The organism is Streptomyces chartreusis NRRL 3882 (assembly GCF_900236475.1).
Taxonomy (GTDB): Bacteria; Actinomycetota; Actinomycetes; order Streptomycetales; family Streptomycetaceae; genus Streptomyces; species Streptomyces chartreusis_D.
The window spans coordinates 2,553,362-2,568,673 of record NZ_LT963352.1 but is presented as its reverse complement, the minus strand read 5'-3'; the positions used below and the strand labels follow the sequence as shown (position 1 = coordinate 2,568,673).

Here is a 15,312-nt window from a genome sequence, read left to right as displayed (position 1 = left end):
GGCAGGCAAACAGAACAGGAGTCGCTGGGTGACGGGTACGGATGTGCAGAAGGAAGCAGAGGATTCGGGACCCAGCGGCTACGCGGCGGCCCGGCTGCGTCTCCTCACCGAGGAGGCGCGGTCCGGGCCGCCGCGCCGTGCGGCCCTGGCCGAACTGACGGACGACTGGCTCACCGGCCTGTTCGCCGCCGGCGCGGAAGGGCTGCGCGGGGCCTCCCTGGTCGCCGTCGGCGGCTACGGACGCGGCGAGCTCTCCCCGCGCAGCGACCTCGACCTGCTCCTGCTGCACGACGGCAGCGACACCAAGGCGATCGGCGCCCTCGCCGACCGGCTCTGGTACCCGGTGTGGGACCTGGGCCTGGCCCTCGACCACTCCGTCCGCACGCCCGCCGAGGCCCGCAAGACCGCGGGGGAGGACCTCAAGGTCCAGCTCGGCCTGCTGGACGCCCGGCACATCGCCGGTGACCTCGGCCTCACGGCCGGGCTGCGTACGGCCGTGCTGGCCGACTGGCGCAACCAGGCGCCCAAGCGCCTCCCCGAACTCCAGGAACTGTGCGCCGAACGCGCCGAGCGCCAGGGCGAGCTGCAGTACCTCCTCGAACCCGACCTCAAGGAGGCCCGCGGCGGGCTGCGCGACGCCACCGCCCTGCGCGCCGTCGCCGCCTCCTGGCTCGCCGACGCCCCGCGCGAGGGCCTCGCCGACGCCCGGCGCCGGCTCCTCGACGTACGGGACGCCCTGCACCTGGCAACCGGGCGGGCGACCGACCGGCTCGCGCTCCAGGAGCAGGACCAGGTGGCCGCCGAGGTCGGCCTGCTCGACGCGGACACGCTGCTGCGGCAGGTGTACGAGGCGGCGCGGCTCATCTCGTACGCCAGTGATGTCACCTGGCGCGAGGTGGGGCGCGTACTGCGGTCGCGCGCCGTGCGGCCCCGGCTGCGCGCCATGCTGGGCGGCGGGAAGCCGACCGCCGAGCGTTCTCCGCTGGCCGAAGGCGTGGTGGAGCAGGACGGCGAGGTGGTGCTCGCCCGCGCCGCACGCCCCGAGCGCGACCCCGTGCTGCCGCTGCGCGCCGCGGCCGCCGCCGCGCAGGCAGGACTCCCGCTCTCCCTGCACGCCGTACGCCGCATGGCGGCCACCGTGCGCCCGGTGCCCACGCCCTGGCCCGCCGAGGCCCGCGAACAGCTCGTCACCCTGCTCGGCTCCGGCCGCCCGACCATCGAGGTCTGGGAGGCGCTGGAGGCCGAGGGGCTGATCACCCGGCTGCTGCCCGACTGGGAGCGGGTGCGCTGCCGCCCGCAGCGCAATGCCGTGCACCTGTGGACCGTCGACCGGCACCTCATCGAGACCGCCGTGCGCGCCTCCGAGTTCACCCGCCGGGTCAGCCGCCCCGACCTGCTGCTGGTCGCCGCGCTGCTGCACGACATCGGCAAGGGCTGGCCCGGCGACCACTCGGTGGCCGGCGAGATCATCGCCAAGGACGTGGCCGCCCGCATCGGCTTCGACCGCCACGACGTGGCGGTCGTCGCCACCCTCGTCCGGCACCACCTGCTGCTCGTCGAGACGGCCACCCGGCGTGACCTGGAGGACCCGGCCACCGTGCGCTCGGTCGCCGAGGCCGTGGGCACCCAGGGCACCCTTGAACTGCTGCACGCGCTCACCGAGGCCGACGCCCTGGCCACCGGCCCGGCCGCCTGGTCGTCCTGGCGCGGGTCGCTCGTCGCCGACCTGGTGGAGCGGGTCTCGGCGGTGCTCGCCGGTGACGCCCCGGACGACCCCGAGGACGCCGCGCCGACCGCCGAGCAGGAGCGGCTCGCCATCGAGGCGGTCGCGACGGGCAGCCCGGTCCTCTCCCTGCGGGCACAGACCGAGCCGCCCGCCGGACAGGAACCCTCCGGCGACCCCGAGCCGCTCGGCGTGGAGCTGCTCATCGCCGTACCCGACCAGCCGGGTGTGCTGCCCGCGGTGGCCGGTGTGCTCGCCATGCACCGGCTGACCGTGCGGACGGCGGAGCTGCGGTCCCTGACCCTGCCGGACGGCGTCGACGGCTCCGTCCTGCTGCTGGACTGGCGGGTCGCCGCCGAGTACGGCTCCCTGCCGCAGGCCGCCCGCCTCCGCGCCGATCTGGTGCGGGCACTGGACGGCTCCCTGGACATCGCCGGCCGCCTCGCCGAACGGGACGCGGCCTATCCCCGCCGCCGGGGCGTGGTGGCCCCGCCGCCCCGGGTGTCGGTCCACCCGGCCGCCTCCCGGCTCGCCACCGTCATCGAGGTCCGCTCCCAGGACGCCCCGGGCCTGCTGTTCCGCATCGGCCGCGCCCTGGAGGACGCGAGCGTACTGGTGCGCAGCGCGCACGTCTCGACACTCGGTGCCAACGCCGTCGACGCCTTCTACGTGACCGGTCCGGAGGGCGCGCCGCTGCCCGGCGACGAGGCCGAGTCGGTGGCGCGGAAACTGGAGGAGACACTGCGTGGGTGAGGGCGACCCGGCGACTTGTCACGCCGGGATACCCTGGAGGGCGATTCCCCAGTCTGTCTCCGACCCCGAGGACCGCGAGCGCCGTGTTCGATACTCTTTCCGATCGCCTCTCAGCGACCTTCAAGAACCTGCGCGGCAAGGGACGGCTCTCCGAGGCGGACATCGACGCCACGGCGCGCGAGATCCGGATCGCGCTCCTCGAGGCGGATGTGGCGCTGCCGGTCGTCCGTACGTTCATCAAGAACGTCAAGGAGCGCGCGCTCGGCGCCGAGGTCAGCAGGGCGCTGAACCCGGCCCAGCAGGTACTCAAGATCGTCAACGAGGAACTGGTCACGATCCTCGGCGGCGAGACCCGGCGTCTGCGCTTCGCCAAGCAGCCGCCCACCGTGATCATGCTGGCGGGTCTCCAGGGTGCCGGTAAGACCACCCTCGCCGGCAAGCTCGGCCGCTGGCTGAAGGAGCAGGGCCACTCACCGCTGCTGGTGGCCTGTGACCTCCAGCGCCCGAACGCCGTGAACCAGCTCAGCGTCGTCGCCGAGCGCGCCGGTGTCGCGGTCTACGCCCCGGAGCCGGGCAACGGCGTGGGCGACCCGGTCAAGGTCGCCAAGGACTCGATCGACTTCGCCAAGTCCAAGGTCCACGACATCGTGATCGTGGACACCGCCGGCCGCCTGGGCATCGACCAGGAGATGATGCAGCAGGCCGCGGACATCCGGGACGCGGTCAGCCCCGACGAGATCCTGTTCGTCGTCGACGCGATGATCGGTCAGGACGCCGTCAACACCGCCGAGGCCTTCCGCGACGGCGTCGGGTTCGACGGCGTGGTGCTCTCCAAGCTCGACGGCGACGCCCGCGGTGGTGCGGCCCTGTCGATCCGGCAGATCACCGGCAAGCCGATCATGTTCGCGTCGAACGGCGAGAAGCTCGACGACTTCGACGCCTTCCACCCGGACCGGATGGCCTCCCGCATCCTCGACATGGGTGACCTGCTCACCCTGATCGAGCAGGCGGAGAAGACCTTCGACCAGGCCGAAGCCCAGAAGATGGCCGAGAAGCTGGCCTCCAAGAAGGGCCAGGACTTCACCCTCGACGACTTCCTGGCCCAGATGGAGCAGGTCAGGAAGATGGGCTCCATCTCCAAGCTGCTCGGCATGCTCCCGGGCATGGGCCAGATGAAGGACCAGATCAACAACCTCGACGAGCGGGACGTCGACCGCACGGCCGCCATCATCAAGTCGATGACCCCGGCCGAGCGTCAGGAGCCGACGATCATCAACGGCTCGCGCCGCGCCCGTATCGCCAAGGGCTCCGGCGTCGAGGTCAGCGCGGTGAAGAACCTGGTCGAGCGGTTCTTCGAGGCCCGCAAGATGATGTCCCGCATGGCCCAGGGCGGCGGCATGCCGGGGATGCCCGGGATGCCGGGCATGGGCGGTGGTCCCGGCCGGACGAAGAAGAAGCAGAAGCAGGCCAAGGGCAAGCAGCGCTCCGGCAACCCGATGAAGCGCAAGCAGCAGGAGCAGGAGGCCGCCGCCCGGCGCGCGGCCGCCGCCGAGAGCGGAGGCGCCTTCGGGCTGCCGCAGCAGGGCGGCAAGGACTTCGAACTCCCCGACGAGTTCAAGAAGTTCATGGGCTGACGGCCCGTTCGCCACGGCCGTCCCGTACGGCGCTGAGGGCGCCCCCCTTCGAGAGAGGGGGGCGCCCTCAGCGGGTTGTCGGCCGGTCAGCCGTTCGGGAACTTCCAGATGTACGGCTCGCCGTCCTCCTCGGACCAGTGGACCTCGACGCTCTTGGCGTTCGCCGGGACCACGTACGTCTCGCAGAAGACGTGGCTCTCGCCCTGCTTCCAGCTCTCGACGTCGTACGGGTCCTCGCAGCCCGTCGCGTCCTCGGACGCGCCGATGAGAACGCTGCCGCGCTGCCCGTCGGCGTAGACCGTGGTGCCGTCGTGCACATCGGAGCCGTCGGTGAGGGCGGGGCCGCTCTTGTGCGTGTACTTCACGTGCGCGACGGCCAGCACCTTGCCCTTGACCTTGTCCGGCTCCGAGACGGCCTTGGCTGCCTCCGCCTCGGTGCCCATGTCGACCTTCTGCGCCACGACCTCGTAGGTGACCTCGCCCGGGTCCTCCGCGACCTTGCCCGTGGCGCTCTCGCCGGTCCCCAGCTCGCCGCCGGAAGCCGGCTCCGGCGAAGGAAAGACCTTGGCCTTCTCGGTGTCCGGGCTCTTCGCATCGGCCTTGTCGCCGCCGCCACCGCAGGCGGTGAGCGCCAGAGCGAGGACGGCGACGGGCGCGGCGAGACGCAGCGCGGTCTTGTGGTGCGGCAAAACAGCTCCTGTATGCAGATGTGCAGTTCCCCCGAGCGGCGAACACATTAAGCGTTCATGATCCACTTGGTGGAACCAAAAGCAGCCCATGGTGCTTTCTTCACACCATTCACACCTGCACCGGAGATCTGTTCGTCCCGGAGTCCGGGCGATTTCGTCATGGGGTCCGGGCGATCAGATACCGGAACACGTTCGGCATCCACACCGTCCCGTCCGGCCGCTGGTGCGGATGCAGAGCCTCGGTCAGCTCCTTGTCCACCTGCACCTGGTCCGTCGCCGTGATCGCCGCGTCGAACAGCCCCGTCGACTTCAGCCCGCGCACCGCGCTGTCCACATCGGCGTACCCGAAGGGGCACGCCACCCGCCCGGACCCGTCCGGCCTGAGACCGGCCCGGTGGGCGACGTCCTCCAGGTCGTCGCGGAGGGCGAGGCGCCAGCTGCCCGTGCTGCGCAGCGGCTCCGCCAGCTTGGTGGCGACCCGCAGCACGGACGTCGTGGCGCACCGCTCCGGCGGACCCCAGCCGGCCAGCACCACGGCGGCTCCACGCCCCGCCAGCGGCGTCGCCTCCGCGAGCAGTCCGCCCAGCCCCTCCGAGTCGCCCGCCAGGCACCCGATCGGCTCGAAGGCGGTCACCAGGGTGTACGCGGGAGCGCCCGGCTCCGCGGTGTCCCGGGGCGAGCCTTCGACCAGCCGGTTGCCCGCACGCGCGTGCGTGGCCCCGGCCTCGGGCAGTAGTCGCTCCCGTGCGAGGGCCATTCTTTCGGGGGAAGCGTCGACACCGGTGACCGCCGCTCCCCGGGCGGCGGCCATCAGCAGGGCGAGTCCGGAACCGCAGCCGAGGCCGAGCAGCCGCGTCGCGGGACCCACGTCCAGTCGCTCGTAGACGGCCTCATAGAGCGGTACGAGCATCCGCTCCTGGATCTCGGACCAGTCACGCGCGCGTGCACGCAGGTCCACGCGGGGTGCGGACCCCGCGTGAGGCAGGTGCTGCCGCACGAGCGTAGGTGTCATAAGTAAGCGCCCCAATCCGCCGAGAGTTGCCTCTTGCCCGATTCCATGGCCCCCGTGACAGTGCGCTCGCACTACCCCCGTATGCCAGGAAACTCCCCGCTCGACCTGTCGTCCAGTGGAATGCGGCCCGGCATATGAGTTGTCATGTGCCTATGGCGAGATTTCACATTCCGGCAACGCGGGCCCGTACCATCTCGCCATGACCAAGGCACCCGTTCTCACCCCCCAGGCGGACGATTTCCCGCGCTGGTACCAGGACTTGATCACCAAGGCGGAGCTCGCCGACAACGGTCCGGTGCGCGGCACCATGGTCATCCGACCGTACGGGTACGGGCTGTGGGAGCGGATGCAGGGCGAGATGGACGCCCGCATCAAGGAGACGGGCACCCAGAACGCGTACTTCCCCCTGCTGATCCCGCAGTCGTACCTGACCAGGGAGGCGGACCACGTCGAGGGCTTCGCGCCCGAGCTGGCCGTGGTCACGCACGGCGGCGGCAAGGAACTCGAAGAGCCCGCCGTGGTCCGGCCCACCTCCGAGATGATCATCAACGACTACTTCTCGAAGTGGGTCCAGAGCTACCGCGACCTACCGCTGCTCATCAACCAGTGGGCGAATGTCGTGCGCTGGGAGCTGCGGCCCCGCCTGTTCCTGCGCACCACCGAGTTCCTCTGGCAGGAGGGCCACACCGCGCACGCCACGTACGAGGAGGCGCGCGATTTCGCCGCGCACATTCACCGGAGGGTCTACGCGGACTTCATGGTGAACGTCCTGGCCATGGACGTCGTCCCCGGCCGCAAGACCGTCAAGGAGCGGTTCGCCGGCGCCATCAACACCCTCACGCTCGAAGGCATGATGGGCGACGGCAAGGCCCTCCAGATGGCCACCAGCCACGAACTGGGCCAGAACTTCGCCAAGGCCTTCAACACGCAGTACCTGTCCAAGGACGGCAAGCAGGAGCTGGTCTGGCAGACCTCCTGGGGTTCCACCACCCGCATGATCGGCGCCCTGGTGATGATGCACGGCGACGACAACGGCATGCGCGTCCCGCCGCGGCTGGCACAGATCCAGGCCGTGGTGCTCGCGATCAAGGGCGACGAGGCGGTTCTGGCCAAGGTCCACGAGCTCGGCGACCGGCTGAAGGCGGCCGGGGTCCGTGTCCACGTGGACGACCGCACCGACACCCCCTTCGGCCGCCGCGCCGTCGACTGGGAGCTCAAGGGCGTGCCGGTCCGGATCGAGATCGGCCCCCGCGACCTGGAGAACGGCACCGCGATGCTGGCCCGCCGCATCCCGGGCGGCAAGGAGCCGGTCTCCCTGGACGCCCTGGTGTCGCTGCTGCCGGAGGTCCTCGAAGAAGACCAGGCCCTGCTGCTGACGCAGTCCCGGGAGCGCCGGGAGTCCCGTACCACCGAGGTCTCGACGATCGACGAGGCCGTCGAGGTCACGGGCGCCGGCGGCTGGGCGCGCATCCCGTGGGCGGTGCTCGGCGAGGAGGGCGAAGCGAAGCTGGCCGATCACGCGGTGACCGTACGGTGTCTGGTTGCCGAGGACGGGTCGGTGCCGGACGCCGACGACGCACCCGGTAACGTCGCGGTCGTCGCACGCGCTTACTGAGTGAGGCGCACGCGCTCACCGGGTGAGGCGCAAGGCGACCGAAACGCCTCTGGCGTAACCGCGGGACCCTCGCATCCCCGGCGCGCGGACAGCGTCTACGCGCCGGGGTACGCGGAGCTACGCACCACCTTGTGGTGAGCTGTGAGACTTCTCCACAGATCAGCGCACCCGCCCTCGTCGGGACGCATCAGAGGCAACTGACGGGTACGTGCAAATTATTTGGGATGCCCCGGAATCGGAACACTGGGGCACCCCGGCTCGTTGTCATTACGTGAGCACGACACAGACACCACCTGTTCTCGCCGCAGAGCTGGCACAGGCGTGGGCCGACATTCAGCGGTACCACCCCGAGCTGCCCGACCTTGCCGCGCCAGAGTCCCTGATCGGGGAGTCGTCGTCCGCGTGCGGTCACGAGCTCTCCTTCGAGCGACTGCTCCATGAGGCAGTCCATGGCATCGCCGCCGCCCGCGGCGTCCGCGACACCTCCCGTGCCGGCCGCTACCACAACCGCAGATTCCTCGCGATCGCCGAGGAACTGGGCCTGGACCACCCCGAGGAACCGCACCCCAGCAGCGGCTTCTCCCTGGTCACGCTCACCCCCGAGGCGAAGCGCCGCTACCGCCCGACGATGGAGCGCCTCCAGCGCGCCCTGAAGGCCCACACGGCCGCGACCTCCTCCGACACCTCCCGCACCTTCCGGGGCCCGGCCGCCCGGCACGGCTCCTCCGGCGGCGGCGTCCGCGTCAAGGCGGTCTGCGACTGCGGCCGTAACGTACGCGTCGTGCCGTCGGTCCTCGCCCAGGCGCCTATCGTCTGCGGCGGCTGCGGCAAGCCGTTCCGGATCCCGGACGTGGTGGGAGCGGGAGCGGTGGCCGGCTGACCGTCCATCACCGGCATCTCGTGGCTGCCGGTCGGGACAGTACGCACCACCGCCGGGCAGGGCACCCGACGTACTTCACCTCCACGCCGGGTGCCCCTTCAGCCTGCCCGCGCAGCGGCGAACCCCGCCGTCAAAGCAGCCCGGCGGGGTGTGGCACAATGGCTAGCTGTACTCGACAGCCGCACAGGACCCCTCTCTCCTCCGGCTGACGCGTCCATCGGGCACTCGGGTACCGCAACCCCACGCGGCCATCTCGCCGTGCCCAACCACGTCAAATCCAGGAGAACCCACTCCCGTGGCAGTCAAGATCAAGCTGAAGCGTCTGGGCAAGATCCGTTCGCCTCACTACCGCATCGTCGTCGCCGACTCCCGTACCCGTCGTGACGGTCGTGCGATCGAGGAGATCGGCAAGTACCACCCGACGTACAACCCGTCGGTGATCGAGGTCGACGCCGAGCGTGTGGCGTACTGGCTCGGTGTCGGCGCCCAGCCGACCGAGCCCGTGATGGCCATCCTCAAGAAGACCGGCGACTGGCAGAAGTTCAAGGGCGAGCCCGCCCCGGCTCCGCTGCTGACGCAGCCCGAGAAGGCCGCGCGCCCGTCGTTCGAGGCCATCGGCGGTGACGACGAGGGCAAGGGTGAGGCGATCACCCAGAAGAAGAAGGCTGAGAAGAAGGACGAGGCCGCCGCTGAGTCCGCTTCGACCGAGGCCTGAGCATGCTCGAGGAGGCTCTCGAGCACCTCGTGAAGGGCATCGTCGACAACCCTGACGATGTGCAGGTCGCCTCGCGCAACCTGCGCCGCGGTCGCGTGCTCGAGGTCCGGGTCCACCCGGACGACCTGGGCAAGGTGATCGGCCGCAACGGCCGCACCGCACGCGCCCTGCGCACCGTCGTGGGCGCCATCGGCGGTCGCGGTGTCCGCGTCGACCTCGTCGACGTGGACCACGTCCGCTGACGCTTATCGCAACCGGCTCGGGCCGGGGAGGGCCACTGGGCCGTCCCCGGCCCGCAGTCGTATGACAGGAGAATGGACACGTGCAGCTGGTAGTCGCACGGATCGGCCGTGCCCATGGCATCAAGGGCGAGGTCACCGTCGAGGTGCGGACCGACGAGCCTGAGCTCAGGCTCGCCCCCGGCACCGTACTCGCCACCGATCCCGCCGCCGCGGGACCGCTCACCATCGAGACGGGCCGCGTCCACAGCGGCCGTCTCCTGCTGCGCTTCGAGGGCGTCGGCGACCGCACCGGCGCCGAGGCCCTGCGCAACACCCTCCTGATCGCCGAGATCGACCCGGAGGAACTGCCCGAGGGCGAGGACGAGTACTACGACCACCAGCTCATCGACCTCGACGTGGTCACCGCGGACGGCACGGAGGTCGGCCGGATCACGGAGATCTCGCACCTGCCCACGCAGGACCTCTTCATCGTGGAGCGCCCCGACGGCAGCGAGGTGATGATCCCCTTCGTCGAGGAGATCGTCAGCGAGATCGACCTGGCGGAGCAGAAGGCCGTCATCACCCCGCCGCCGGGCCTGATCGACGACCGCGCGGAGATCGCCTCCAGCCGGGAAGACACGCCCAGCGGGGAAGAGTCGTAATGCGCCTCGACGTCGTCACGATCTTCCCCGAGTACCTGGAACCGCTGAACGTCTCCCTCGTCGGCAAGGCACGCGCGCGGGGACAGCTGAACGTGCACGTGCACGACCTGCGGTCCTGGACCCACGACCGTCACAACACCGTCGACGACACCCCCTACGGCGGCGGCCCCGGCATGGTCATGAAGACCGAGCCCTGGGGAGAGGCGCTGGACTCCGTCCTGGCCGACGGCTACGAGGCCGGCTCCCACGAGCCCGCCCTCATCGTGCCCACGCCCAGCGGTCGCCCCTTCACCCAGGAGCTCGCCGTCCACCTCTCCGAGCGCCCCTGGCTGATCTTCACGCCGGCCCGGTACGAGGGCATCGACCGGCGCGTCGTCGACGAGTACGCGACGCGGATGCCGGTGTACGAGGTGTCCATCGGCGACTACGTCCTGGCCGGCGGCGAGGCGGCCGTCCTGGTCGTCACGGAGGCCGTGGCGCGGCTGCTGCCCGGCGTCCTGGGCAATGCCGAGTCCCACCGGGACGACTCCTTCGCGCCCGGCGCCATGGCGAGCCTGCTGGAGGGCCCCGTCTACACCAAGCCGCCCGAGTGGCGGGGCCGGGACATCCCCGACGTGCTGCTCAGCGGCCACCACGGCAAGATCGCCCGCTGGCGGCGGGACGAGGCCCTGAAACGCACGACGGCCCACCGGCCCGACCTCATCGAGCGGTGCGACCCCAAGGCCTTCGACAAGAAGGACCGCGAGATGCTGTCCATCCTGGGCTGGGAACCGGACCCCGCGGGGGAGCCGTACGGCCGATTTTGGCGCAGGACCGACGGCGTGGAAGAATAGCCAGCTGTTGTGCGTCCGTCCGGCGTGCGCCCCTGCCACAGGGGGAGACGACGCCCGTCCCGACGAGCACAGCCCAGATCCGAAACACCTAGTTTCCGTTGATGACCTGTGGCATCAGCGAAGAAAGCAGACGAAATGTCTCACCTGCTCGACACTGTCGACTCCGCGTCGCTGCGCAGCGACGTCCCCGCCTTCCGCCCGGGCGACACGGTCAACGTGCACGTCCGCGTCATCGAGGGCAACCGCTCCCGTGTGCAGCAGTTCAAGGGTGTGGTGATCCGCCGACAGGGTGCCGGCGTGCGCGAGACCTTCACGGTCCGCAAGGTCTCCTTCTCCGTCGGCGTCGAGCGCACCTTCCCGGTGCACACCCCGATCGTGGAGAAGATCGAGCTCGTCACCAAGGGTGACGTCCGCCGCGCCAAGCTGTACTACCTGCGCGAGCTGCGCGGCAAGGCCGCGAAGATCAAGGAGAAGCGCGAGAACTGAGCGCTCTGAGGAGTTCACACCGGGGCCGGATAGCATCTGGCTCCGATGGACACCGAAGCTCAGCCGACGGAGCGCGACCGCTCCTCCCGCCCTTCCGACTCCGAGGACACCTCGGAACCCGGAGGGCCGGAGGAACGGTCGCGTTTCGCGTTGTCGCGTGTCACCGAGTGGGTCCCGGGCGGCCGGATCACTCTGACGCTGCTGGCCTGCCTGCTCTTCCTGCTGGTGCTCAGCACATTCGTGCTGCGGCCGTTCCAGATCCCCAGCGGATCCATGGAACAGGGATTGAGGATCGGGGACCGGGTTCTCGTAAATAAGTTGGCATACCGTTTCGGTGCCGAGCCGCAGCGGGGAGACATCGTCGTGTTCGACGGGACCGGGTACTTCGGGCACGCGGACTACATCAAACGCGTTGTCGGCGTGGGGGGAGACCACGTTGTCTGCTGCGACAAGGAGGGGAGGATCCAGGTGAACGGCCGGCCGGTCGACGAGTCGGGCTTCCTCTATCCCGGCGACAGCCCCTCCACCGTGCCTTTCGACGTCGTCGTGCCCGCCGGCACCCTGTTCGTCCTCGGAGACCACCGCGGCGACTCCAGCGACTCCCGTGACCACCTCGGATCGCCGGGCGGCGGCATGGTCCCGGTCGACGAGGTGATCGGCCGCGCCGACTGGATCGTCTGGCCCTTCGGCCACGCCACCCGGCTGCACCGCCCCGACGCCTACGCGCACGTGCCCGCTGCCGCCGGAGGGGCGGGCGCCCATGGGTAACCGCGGCAAACCGCGCGGCGCCCCCGCCAGCCCCGCGGACAACCTGCTGCCCACCGGTGCCCGGCGCGCCGCCAGCCCGTCCGGCGGCCGTACGCGCGCCGAGCGGCGCAAGCTCCAGAAGAAGGTCAAGCGGCGCCGCAGGCGCGGTGCCGTCAAGGAGATACCGCTCCTCGTGGGCGTCGCCGTCCTCATAGCGCTCGTGCTGAAGACGTTCCTCGTCCAGGCCTTCGTCATCCCGTCCGGCTCCATGGAGCAGACGATCCAGATCGGCGACCGCGTCCTGGTCGACAAGCTCACCCCGTGGTTCGGCTCCAAGCCGCAGCGCGGGGACGTCGTCGTCTTCAAGGACCCCGGCGGCTGGCTCCGGGACGAGCAGACCACGCCGCAGAAGGACGACCCGGTCGTCATCAAGCAGGTCAAGGAAGGGCTCACCTTCATCGGCCTGCTGCCGTCCGACAACGAGAAGGACCTCATCAAGCGGGTCGTCGGCGTCGGCGGAGACCGCGTCAAGTGCTGCGACACCCAAGGGCGGGTGACCGTCAACGGCATCCCGCTGAACGAGGACTACCTCTACCCCGGCAACGCCCCGTCCGACACGCCGTTCGACATCACGGTCCCCCCGGGCCGGCTGTGGGTGATGGGCGACCACCGGAACAACTCCGCGGACTCCCGCGCCCACCAGGACACCGACTACGGCGGCACGGTCTCCGAGGAGGAGGTCGTCGGCCGCGCCATGGTCATCGCCTGGCCCTTCGGGCACTGGAGCACCCTGGAGGAACCGAACACGTACGCCTCCGTGTCCGACTCGGCCACCGGGTCGACCGCTGCCGCCGAACTGTCGCATAGGGTTGCCTCCGACGATTCGAACGGAACGATCCAGCTCCCGACCCCTGCGGAACTCCCGCTCGTTATGGGAGTGGTGGGCCTGCGTCGTGTATGGGGCAGGCGGCGGCACAGAGTGAGGAGTTGGCGTGGGGGATGTGGCGGTTGGCGCACGGTCCGGACACGACGGCGAGGAGCACCGCGGACGCCCCGCGCAATCCGCCGTCCCGGCCGCGAACAGCGCCGTGACCTCCGGGAATGACTCCGGGGCAGCCGAGGACGACAGGGTGACAGGCGAGCACAGCACAGCCGAGGGCGAAGGGCCGGGAGGCACGGCCCGGACGCCGAAGAAGCAACGCTCCTTCTGGAAGGAGCTGCCCATCCTGATCGGCATCGCGCTGGTGCTCGCGTTGCTGATCAAGACCTTCCTGGTGCAGGCGTTCTCCATCCCGTCCGACTCGATGCAGAACACCCTCCAGCAGGGCGACCGCGTCCTGGTCGACAAGCTGACCCCCTGGTTTGGCTCCGAGCCCGAGCGCGGCGAGGTCGTGGTCTTCCACGACCCGGACAACTGGCTGGCGGGCGAGCCGACCGCGGATCCGAACGCCCTGCAGACGTTCCTCAGCTGGATCGGCCTCATGCCGTCCGCGGAGGAGAAGGACCTCATCAAGCGGGTCGTCGGCGTCGGCGGCGACACGGTCGAGTGCAAGGGCACGGGCCCGCTGACGGTCAACGGCAAGGCGCTGGACGAGCGGTCCTACGTCTACGCGGGCAACACGCCGTGCAGCGTCGACGACCAGGGCGGTCAATTCAAGGTAAAGGTTCCCAAGGGCTACATCTGGGTCATGGGTGACCACCGGCAGAACTCCCGGGACTCCCGCTACAACCAGTCGGACGAGCACCACGGCATGGTCCCGGTGAAGGACGTCGTCGGCCGGGCCATCGTCATCGCCTGGCCGATCAACCGCTGGGACACCCTGCCCGTGCCGGACACCTTCGACCAGGCGGGCCTGGGCGCCCAGCCGGCCGCTGCCGGTCCGGCGGTGGCGCCGCAGGGACTGGCGCTGCTGGGTGTGGTGCCGGTGGTGCTGTGGCGCCGCAGGAAGCAGTGATCCCGACGGTGGGCTGACCCCGGTCGGTACCCCCGGGTAGGGTGCGGACCCATGGGTGGCGAGAGCATGACGCACACGGCCCCGCGCAGCGGTGGCACAGGCTCGGGCCCGGTGGGCAGCCGGACCGGACAGCGGTTGTCCGGGCTGGCCGTCGCACTGGGCCTTGTGCTGTTCCTCGGGGGTTTCGCCTGGGGAGCGGTGGTCTACCGGCCGTACACGGTGCCCACCAGTTCGATGACGCCGACGATCGACGCGGGCGACCGGATCCTGGCGCAGCGCGTCGACGGTGGCGAGGTGCGCCGCGGTGACGTCGTCGTCTTCAAGGACGCCACCTGGGCCAACGCCCCGATGGTCAAGCGCGTGGTCGCCGTCGGCGGCGACACGGTCTCCTGCTGCCAGGACGGCAAGCTGAAGGTCAACGGCAAGGAGATCGACGAGACGTACCTGCCCAAGGGCACACCGGCGGAGATGAGCAACTTCCCGACCGTGACCGTCCCCAAGGGCCGTCTCTTCCTCCTCGGTGACGAGCGTGGCAACTCCGTGGACTCCACCGCCCACCTGACCGACGCCGCCAGCGGCACGGTGGCGCGCTCCGCCGTGGACGCCCGCGTCGACTCCGTCGTCTGGCCGATGAAGGGCATGCTGGAGCGCCCCACCGGCTTCGAGGCGCTCGGCAGCCTGTCCTCGCCCGGACCGCTGCGGACGATCACCGCCCTGGTGATCGCCGGCGCCGTGCTCGTCCTGGGCGGCGGCGCCTACGGTCCCGTCGCCAAGCGCACGGGCGCGTCCCGGGCCCGGCGGGCGAGCGCGGAGCCCGCAGGTGTCCGCTGAGGCCGCGGGGGCGGGCCAGGACACCTACGAGGGCGGGCTGCGCAAGGTGGCCCGGGTCGTGCTGCTCGACCCGCAGGACCGCATCCTGCTGCTGCACGGGCACGAGCCGGACGATCCGGCCGACGACTGGTGGTTCACCCCCGGCGGCGGTGTGGAGGGCGAGGAGACCCGTGAAGAGGCCGCCCTGCGGGAACTCGCGGAGGAGACGGGCATCACCGAGGTCGAACTCGGCCCGGTGCTGTGGCGGCGGATGTGCTCCTTCCCGTTCGCGGGCCGCCGCTGGGACCAGGACGAGTGGTACTTCCTGGCTCGGACGGACCGTACGGCCATCGAGGCCTTGGGGCTGACCGAGTTGGAGCGGCGCAGTGTCGCCGGAGCGCGCTGGTGGACGTGTCCGGAACTTTGCCGGGCACATGAGACGGTGTATCCGACCAGACTCGCCGGGCTGCTGCGCACGCTGCTCGACGAAGGTCCCCCGGCCAGGCCCGTGATCCTTGACCCGGAAATCGTCTAGGGGCGCACGGGACTGGCGCACAATGGTGGGATCGCACGGCTG

At 70.6% G+C, this 15,312-nt stretch carries 16 protein-coding genes; 14 read left to right on the top strand and 2 right to left on the bottom strand.

Annotated features, from left to right (window positions below):
* The first annotated feature begins 28 nt into the window (after positions 1–28).
* Both SCNRRL3882_RS11265 and ffh read left to right on the top strand, forming a co-directional pair.
* Positions 29–2,476, top strand: a complete 2,448-nt coding sequence (locus SCNRRL3882_RS11265; protein ID WP_010044508.1) for a [protein-PII] uridylyltransferase — start codon at positions 29–31, stop codon at positions 2,474–2,476.
* 83 nt (positions 2,477–2,559) lie between these two features.
* Positions 2,560–4,110, top strand: a complete 1,551-nt coding sequence (gene ffh / locus SCNRRL3882_RS11260; protein ID WP_010044506.1) for a signal recognition particle protein — start codon at positions 2,560–2,562, stop codon at positions 4,108–4,110.
* An 86-nt stretch (positions 4,111–4,196) separates the two neighbouring features.
* On the opposite strand, the gene SCNRRL3882_RS11255 is transcribed toward ffh, so the two are convergent.
* Positions 4,197–4,799, bottom strand: coding sequence for a hypothetical protein (locus SCNRRL3882_RS11255; RefSeq protein WP_010044503.1), 603 nt, complete (start codon positions 4,797–4,799; stop codon positions 4,197–4,199).
* A gap of 157 nt (positions 4,800–4,956) precedes the next feature.
* On the bottom strand, positions 4,957–5,811 hold the full coding sequence (locus tag SCNRRL3882_RS11250; protein WP_050810300.1) for a methyltransferase domain-containing protein: 855 nt from the start codon (positions 5,809–5,811) through the stop codon (positions 4,957–4,959).
* Positions 5,812–6,010: 199 nt separating this feature from the next.
* On the opposite strand from SCNRRL3882_RS11250, the gene proS reads away from it, so the two are divergent.
* The 12 genes from proS (at position 6,011) to SCNRRL3882_RS11190 (ending at position 15,270) form a co-directional block, all read left to right on the top strand.
* Entirely contained in the window at positions 6,011–7,426 is a 1,416-nt protein-coding gene (gene proS, locus SCNRRL3882_RS11245; RefSeq protein WP_010044499.1) for a proline--tRNA ligase, read from the top strand.
* 271 nt (positions 7,427–7,697) lie between these two features.
* Entirely contained in the window at positions 7,698–8,306 is a 609-nt protein-coding gene (locus SCNRRL3882_RS11240) for a hypothetical protein (protein WP_010044496.1), read from the top strand.
* A 295-nt stretch (positions 8,307–8,601) separates the two neighbouring features.
* A complete protein-coding gene (gene rpsP / locus SCNRRL3882_RS11235) occupies positions 8,602–9,021 on the top strand; it encodes a 30S ribosomal protein S16 (protein WP_010044494.1) in 420 nt (139 codons plus the stop codon).
* Between the two features lie 2 nt (positions 9,022–9,023).
* Positions 9,024–9,263 carry an RNA-binding protein gene (locus tag SCNRRL3882_RS11230; RefSeq protein ID WP_003973401.1) on the top strand — a complete coding sequence of 80 codons (240 nt, stop codon included), beginning with the start codon at positions 9,024–9,026 and terminating at the stop codon, positions 9,261–9,263.
* Between the two features lie 80 nt (positions 9,264–9,343).
* Positions 9,344–9,904, top strand: a complete 561-nt coding sequence (rimM, locus tag SCNRRL3882_RS11225; RefSeq protein WP_010044489.1) for a ribosome maturation factor RimM — start codon at positions 9,344–9,346, stop codon at positions 9,902–9,904.
* Complete coding sequence (gene trmD, locus SCNRRL3882_RS11220; protein WP_010044487.1) at positions 9,904–10,737, top strand: tRNA (guanosine(37)-N1)-methyltransferase TrmD; 834 nt, start codon at positions 9,904–9,906, stop codon at positions 10,735–10,737. Before rimM ends, trmD begins: the two co-directional genes overlap by 1 nt.
* Positions 10,738–10,872: 135 nt before the next feature.
* Positions 10,873–11,223 carry a 50S ribosomal protein L19 gene (gene rplS / locus SCNRRL3882_RS11215; protein ID WP_010044485.1) on the top strand — a complete coding sequence of 117 codons (351 nt, stop codon included), beginning with the start codon at positions 10,873–10,875 and terminating at the stop codon, positions 11,221–11,223.
* Between the two features lie 45 nt (positions 11,224–11,268).
* Entirely contained in the window at positions 11,269–11,991 is a 723-nt protein-coding gene (gene lepB, locus SCNRRL3882_RS11210; RefSeq protein ID WP_010044483.1) for a signal peptidase I, read from the top strand.
* Positions 11,984–13,075, top strand: a complete 1,092-nt coding sequence (lepB, locus tag SCNRRL3882_RS11205; protein WP_010044481.1) for a signal peptidase I — start codon at positions 11,984–11,986, stop codon at positions 13,073–13,075. Before lepB (SCNRRL3882_RS11210) ends, lepB (SCNRRL3882_RS11205) begins: the two co-directional genes overlap by 8 nt.
* Positions 12,963–13,925 (top strand): signal peptidase I, encoded by a 963-nt coding sequence (gene lepB, locus SCNRRL3882_RS11200; RefSeq protein WP_078602922.1) that lies wholly within the window; start codon positions 12,963–12,965, stop codon positions 13,923–13,925. Before lepB (SCNRRL3882_RS11205) ends, lepB (SCNRRL3882_RS11200) begins: the two co-directional genes overlap by 113 nt.
* 51 nt (positions 13,926–13,976) lie before the next feature.
* Positions 13,977–14,756, top strand: a complete 780-nt coding sequence (lepB, locus tag SCNRRL3882_RS11195) for a signal peptidase I (RefSeq protein ID WP_010044478.1) — start codon at positions 13,977–13,979, stop codon at positions 14,754–14,756.
* Entirely contained in the window at positions 14,746–15,270 is a 525-nt protein-coding gene (locus SCNRRL3882_RS11190) for an NUDIX hydrolase (RefSeq protein ID WP_010044476.1), read from the top strand. The genes lepB (SCNRRL3882_RS11195) and SCNRRL3882_RS11190 overlap by 11 nt, the downstream gene beginning before the upstream one ends.
* The last annotated feature ends 42 nt before the right edge of the window (positions 15,271–15,312 follow it).

Bases quoted from the DNA above. Each gene is read 5' to 3' on its own strand.
- trmD (WP_010044487.1), top strand. From the start codon at position 9,904: ATGCGCCTCGACGTCGTCACGATCTTCCCCGAGTACCTGGAACCGCTG.
- proS (WP_010044499.1), top strand. From the start codon at position 6,011: ATGACCAAGGCACCCGTTCTCACCCCCCAGGCGGACGATTTCCCGCGC.
- lepB (WP_010044483.1), top strand. From the start codon at position 11,269: ATGGACACCGAAGCTCAGCCGACGGAGCGCGACCGCTCCTCCCGCCCT.
- SCNRRL3882_RS11230 (WP_003973401.1), top strand. From the start codon at position 9,024: ATGCTCGAGGAGGCTCTCGAGCACCTCGTGAAGGGCATCGTCGACAAC.
- lepB (WP_010044481.1), top strand. From the start codon at position 11,984: ATGGGTAACCGCGGCAAACCGCGCGGCGCCCCCGCCAGCCCCGCGGAC.
- SCNRRL3882_RS11250 (WP_050810300.1), bottom strand. From the start codon at position 5,811: ATGACACCTACGCTCGTGCGGCAGCACCTGCCTCACGCGGGGTCCGCA.
- lepB (WP_010044478.1), top strand. From the start codon at position 13,977: ATGGGTGGCGAGAGCATGACGCACACGGCCCCGCGCAGCGGTGGCACA.
- rplS (WP_010044485.1), top strand. From the start codon at position 10,873: ATGTCTCACCTGCTCGACACTGTCGACTCCGCGTCGCTGCGCAGCGAC.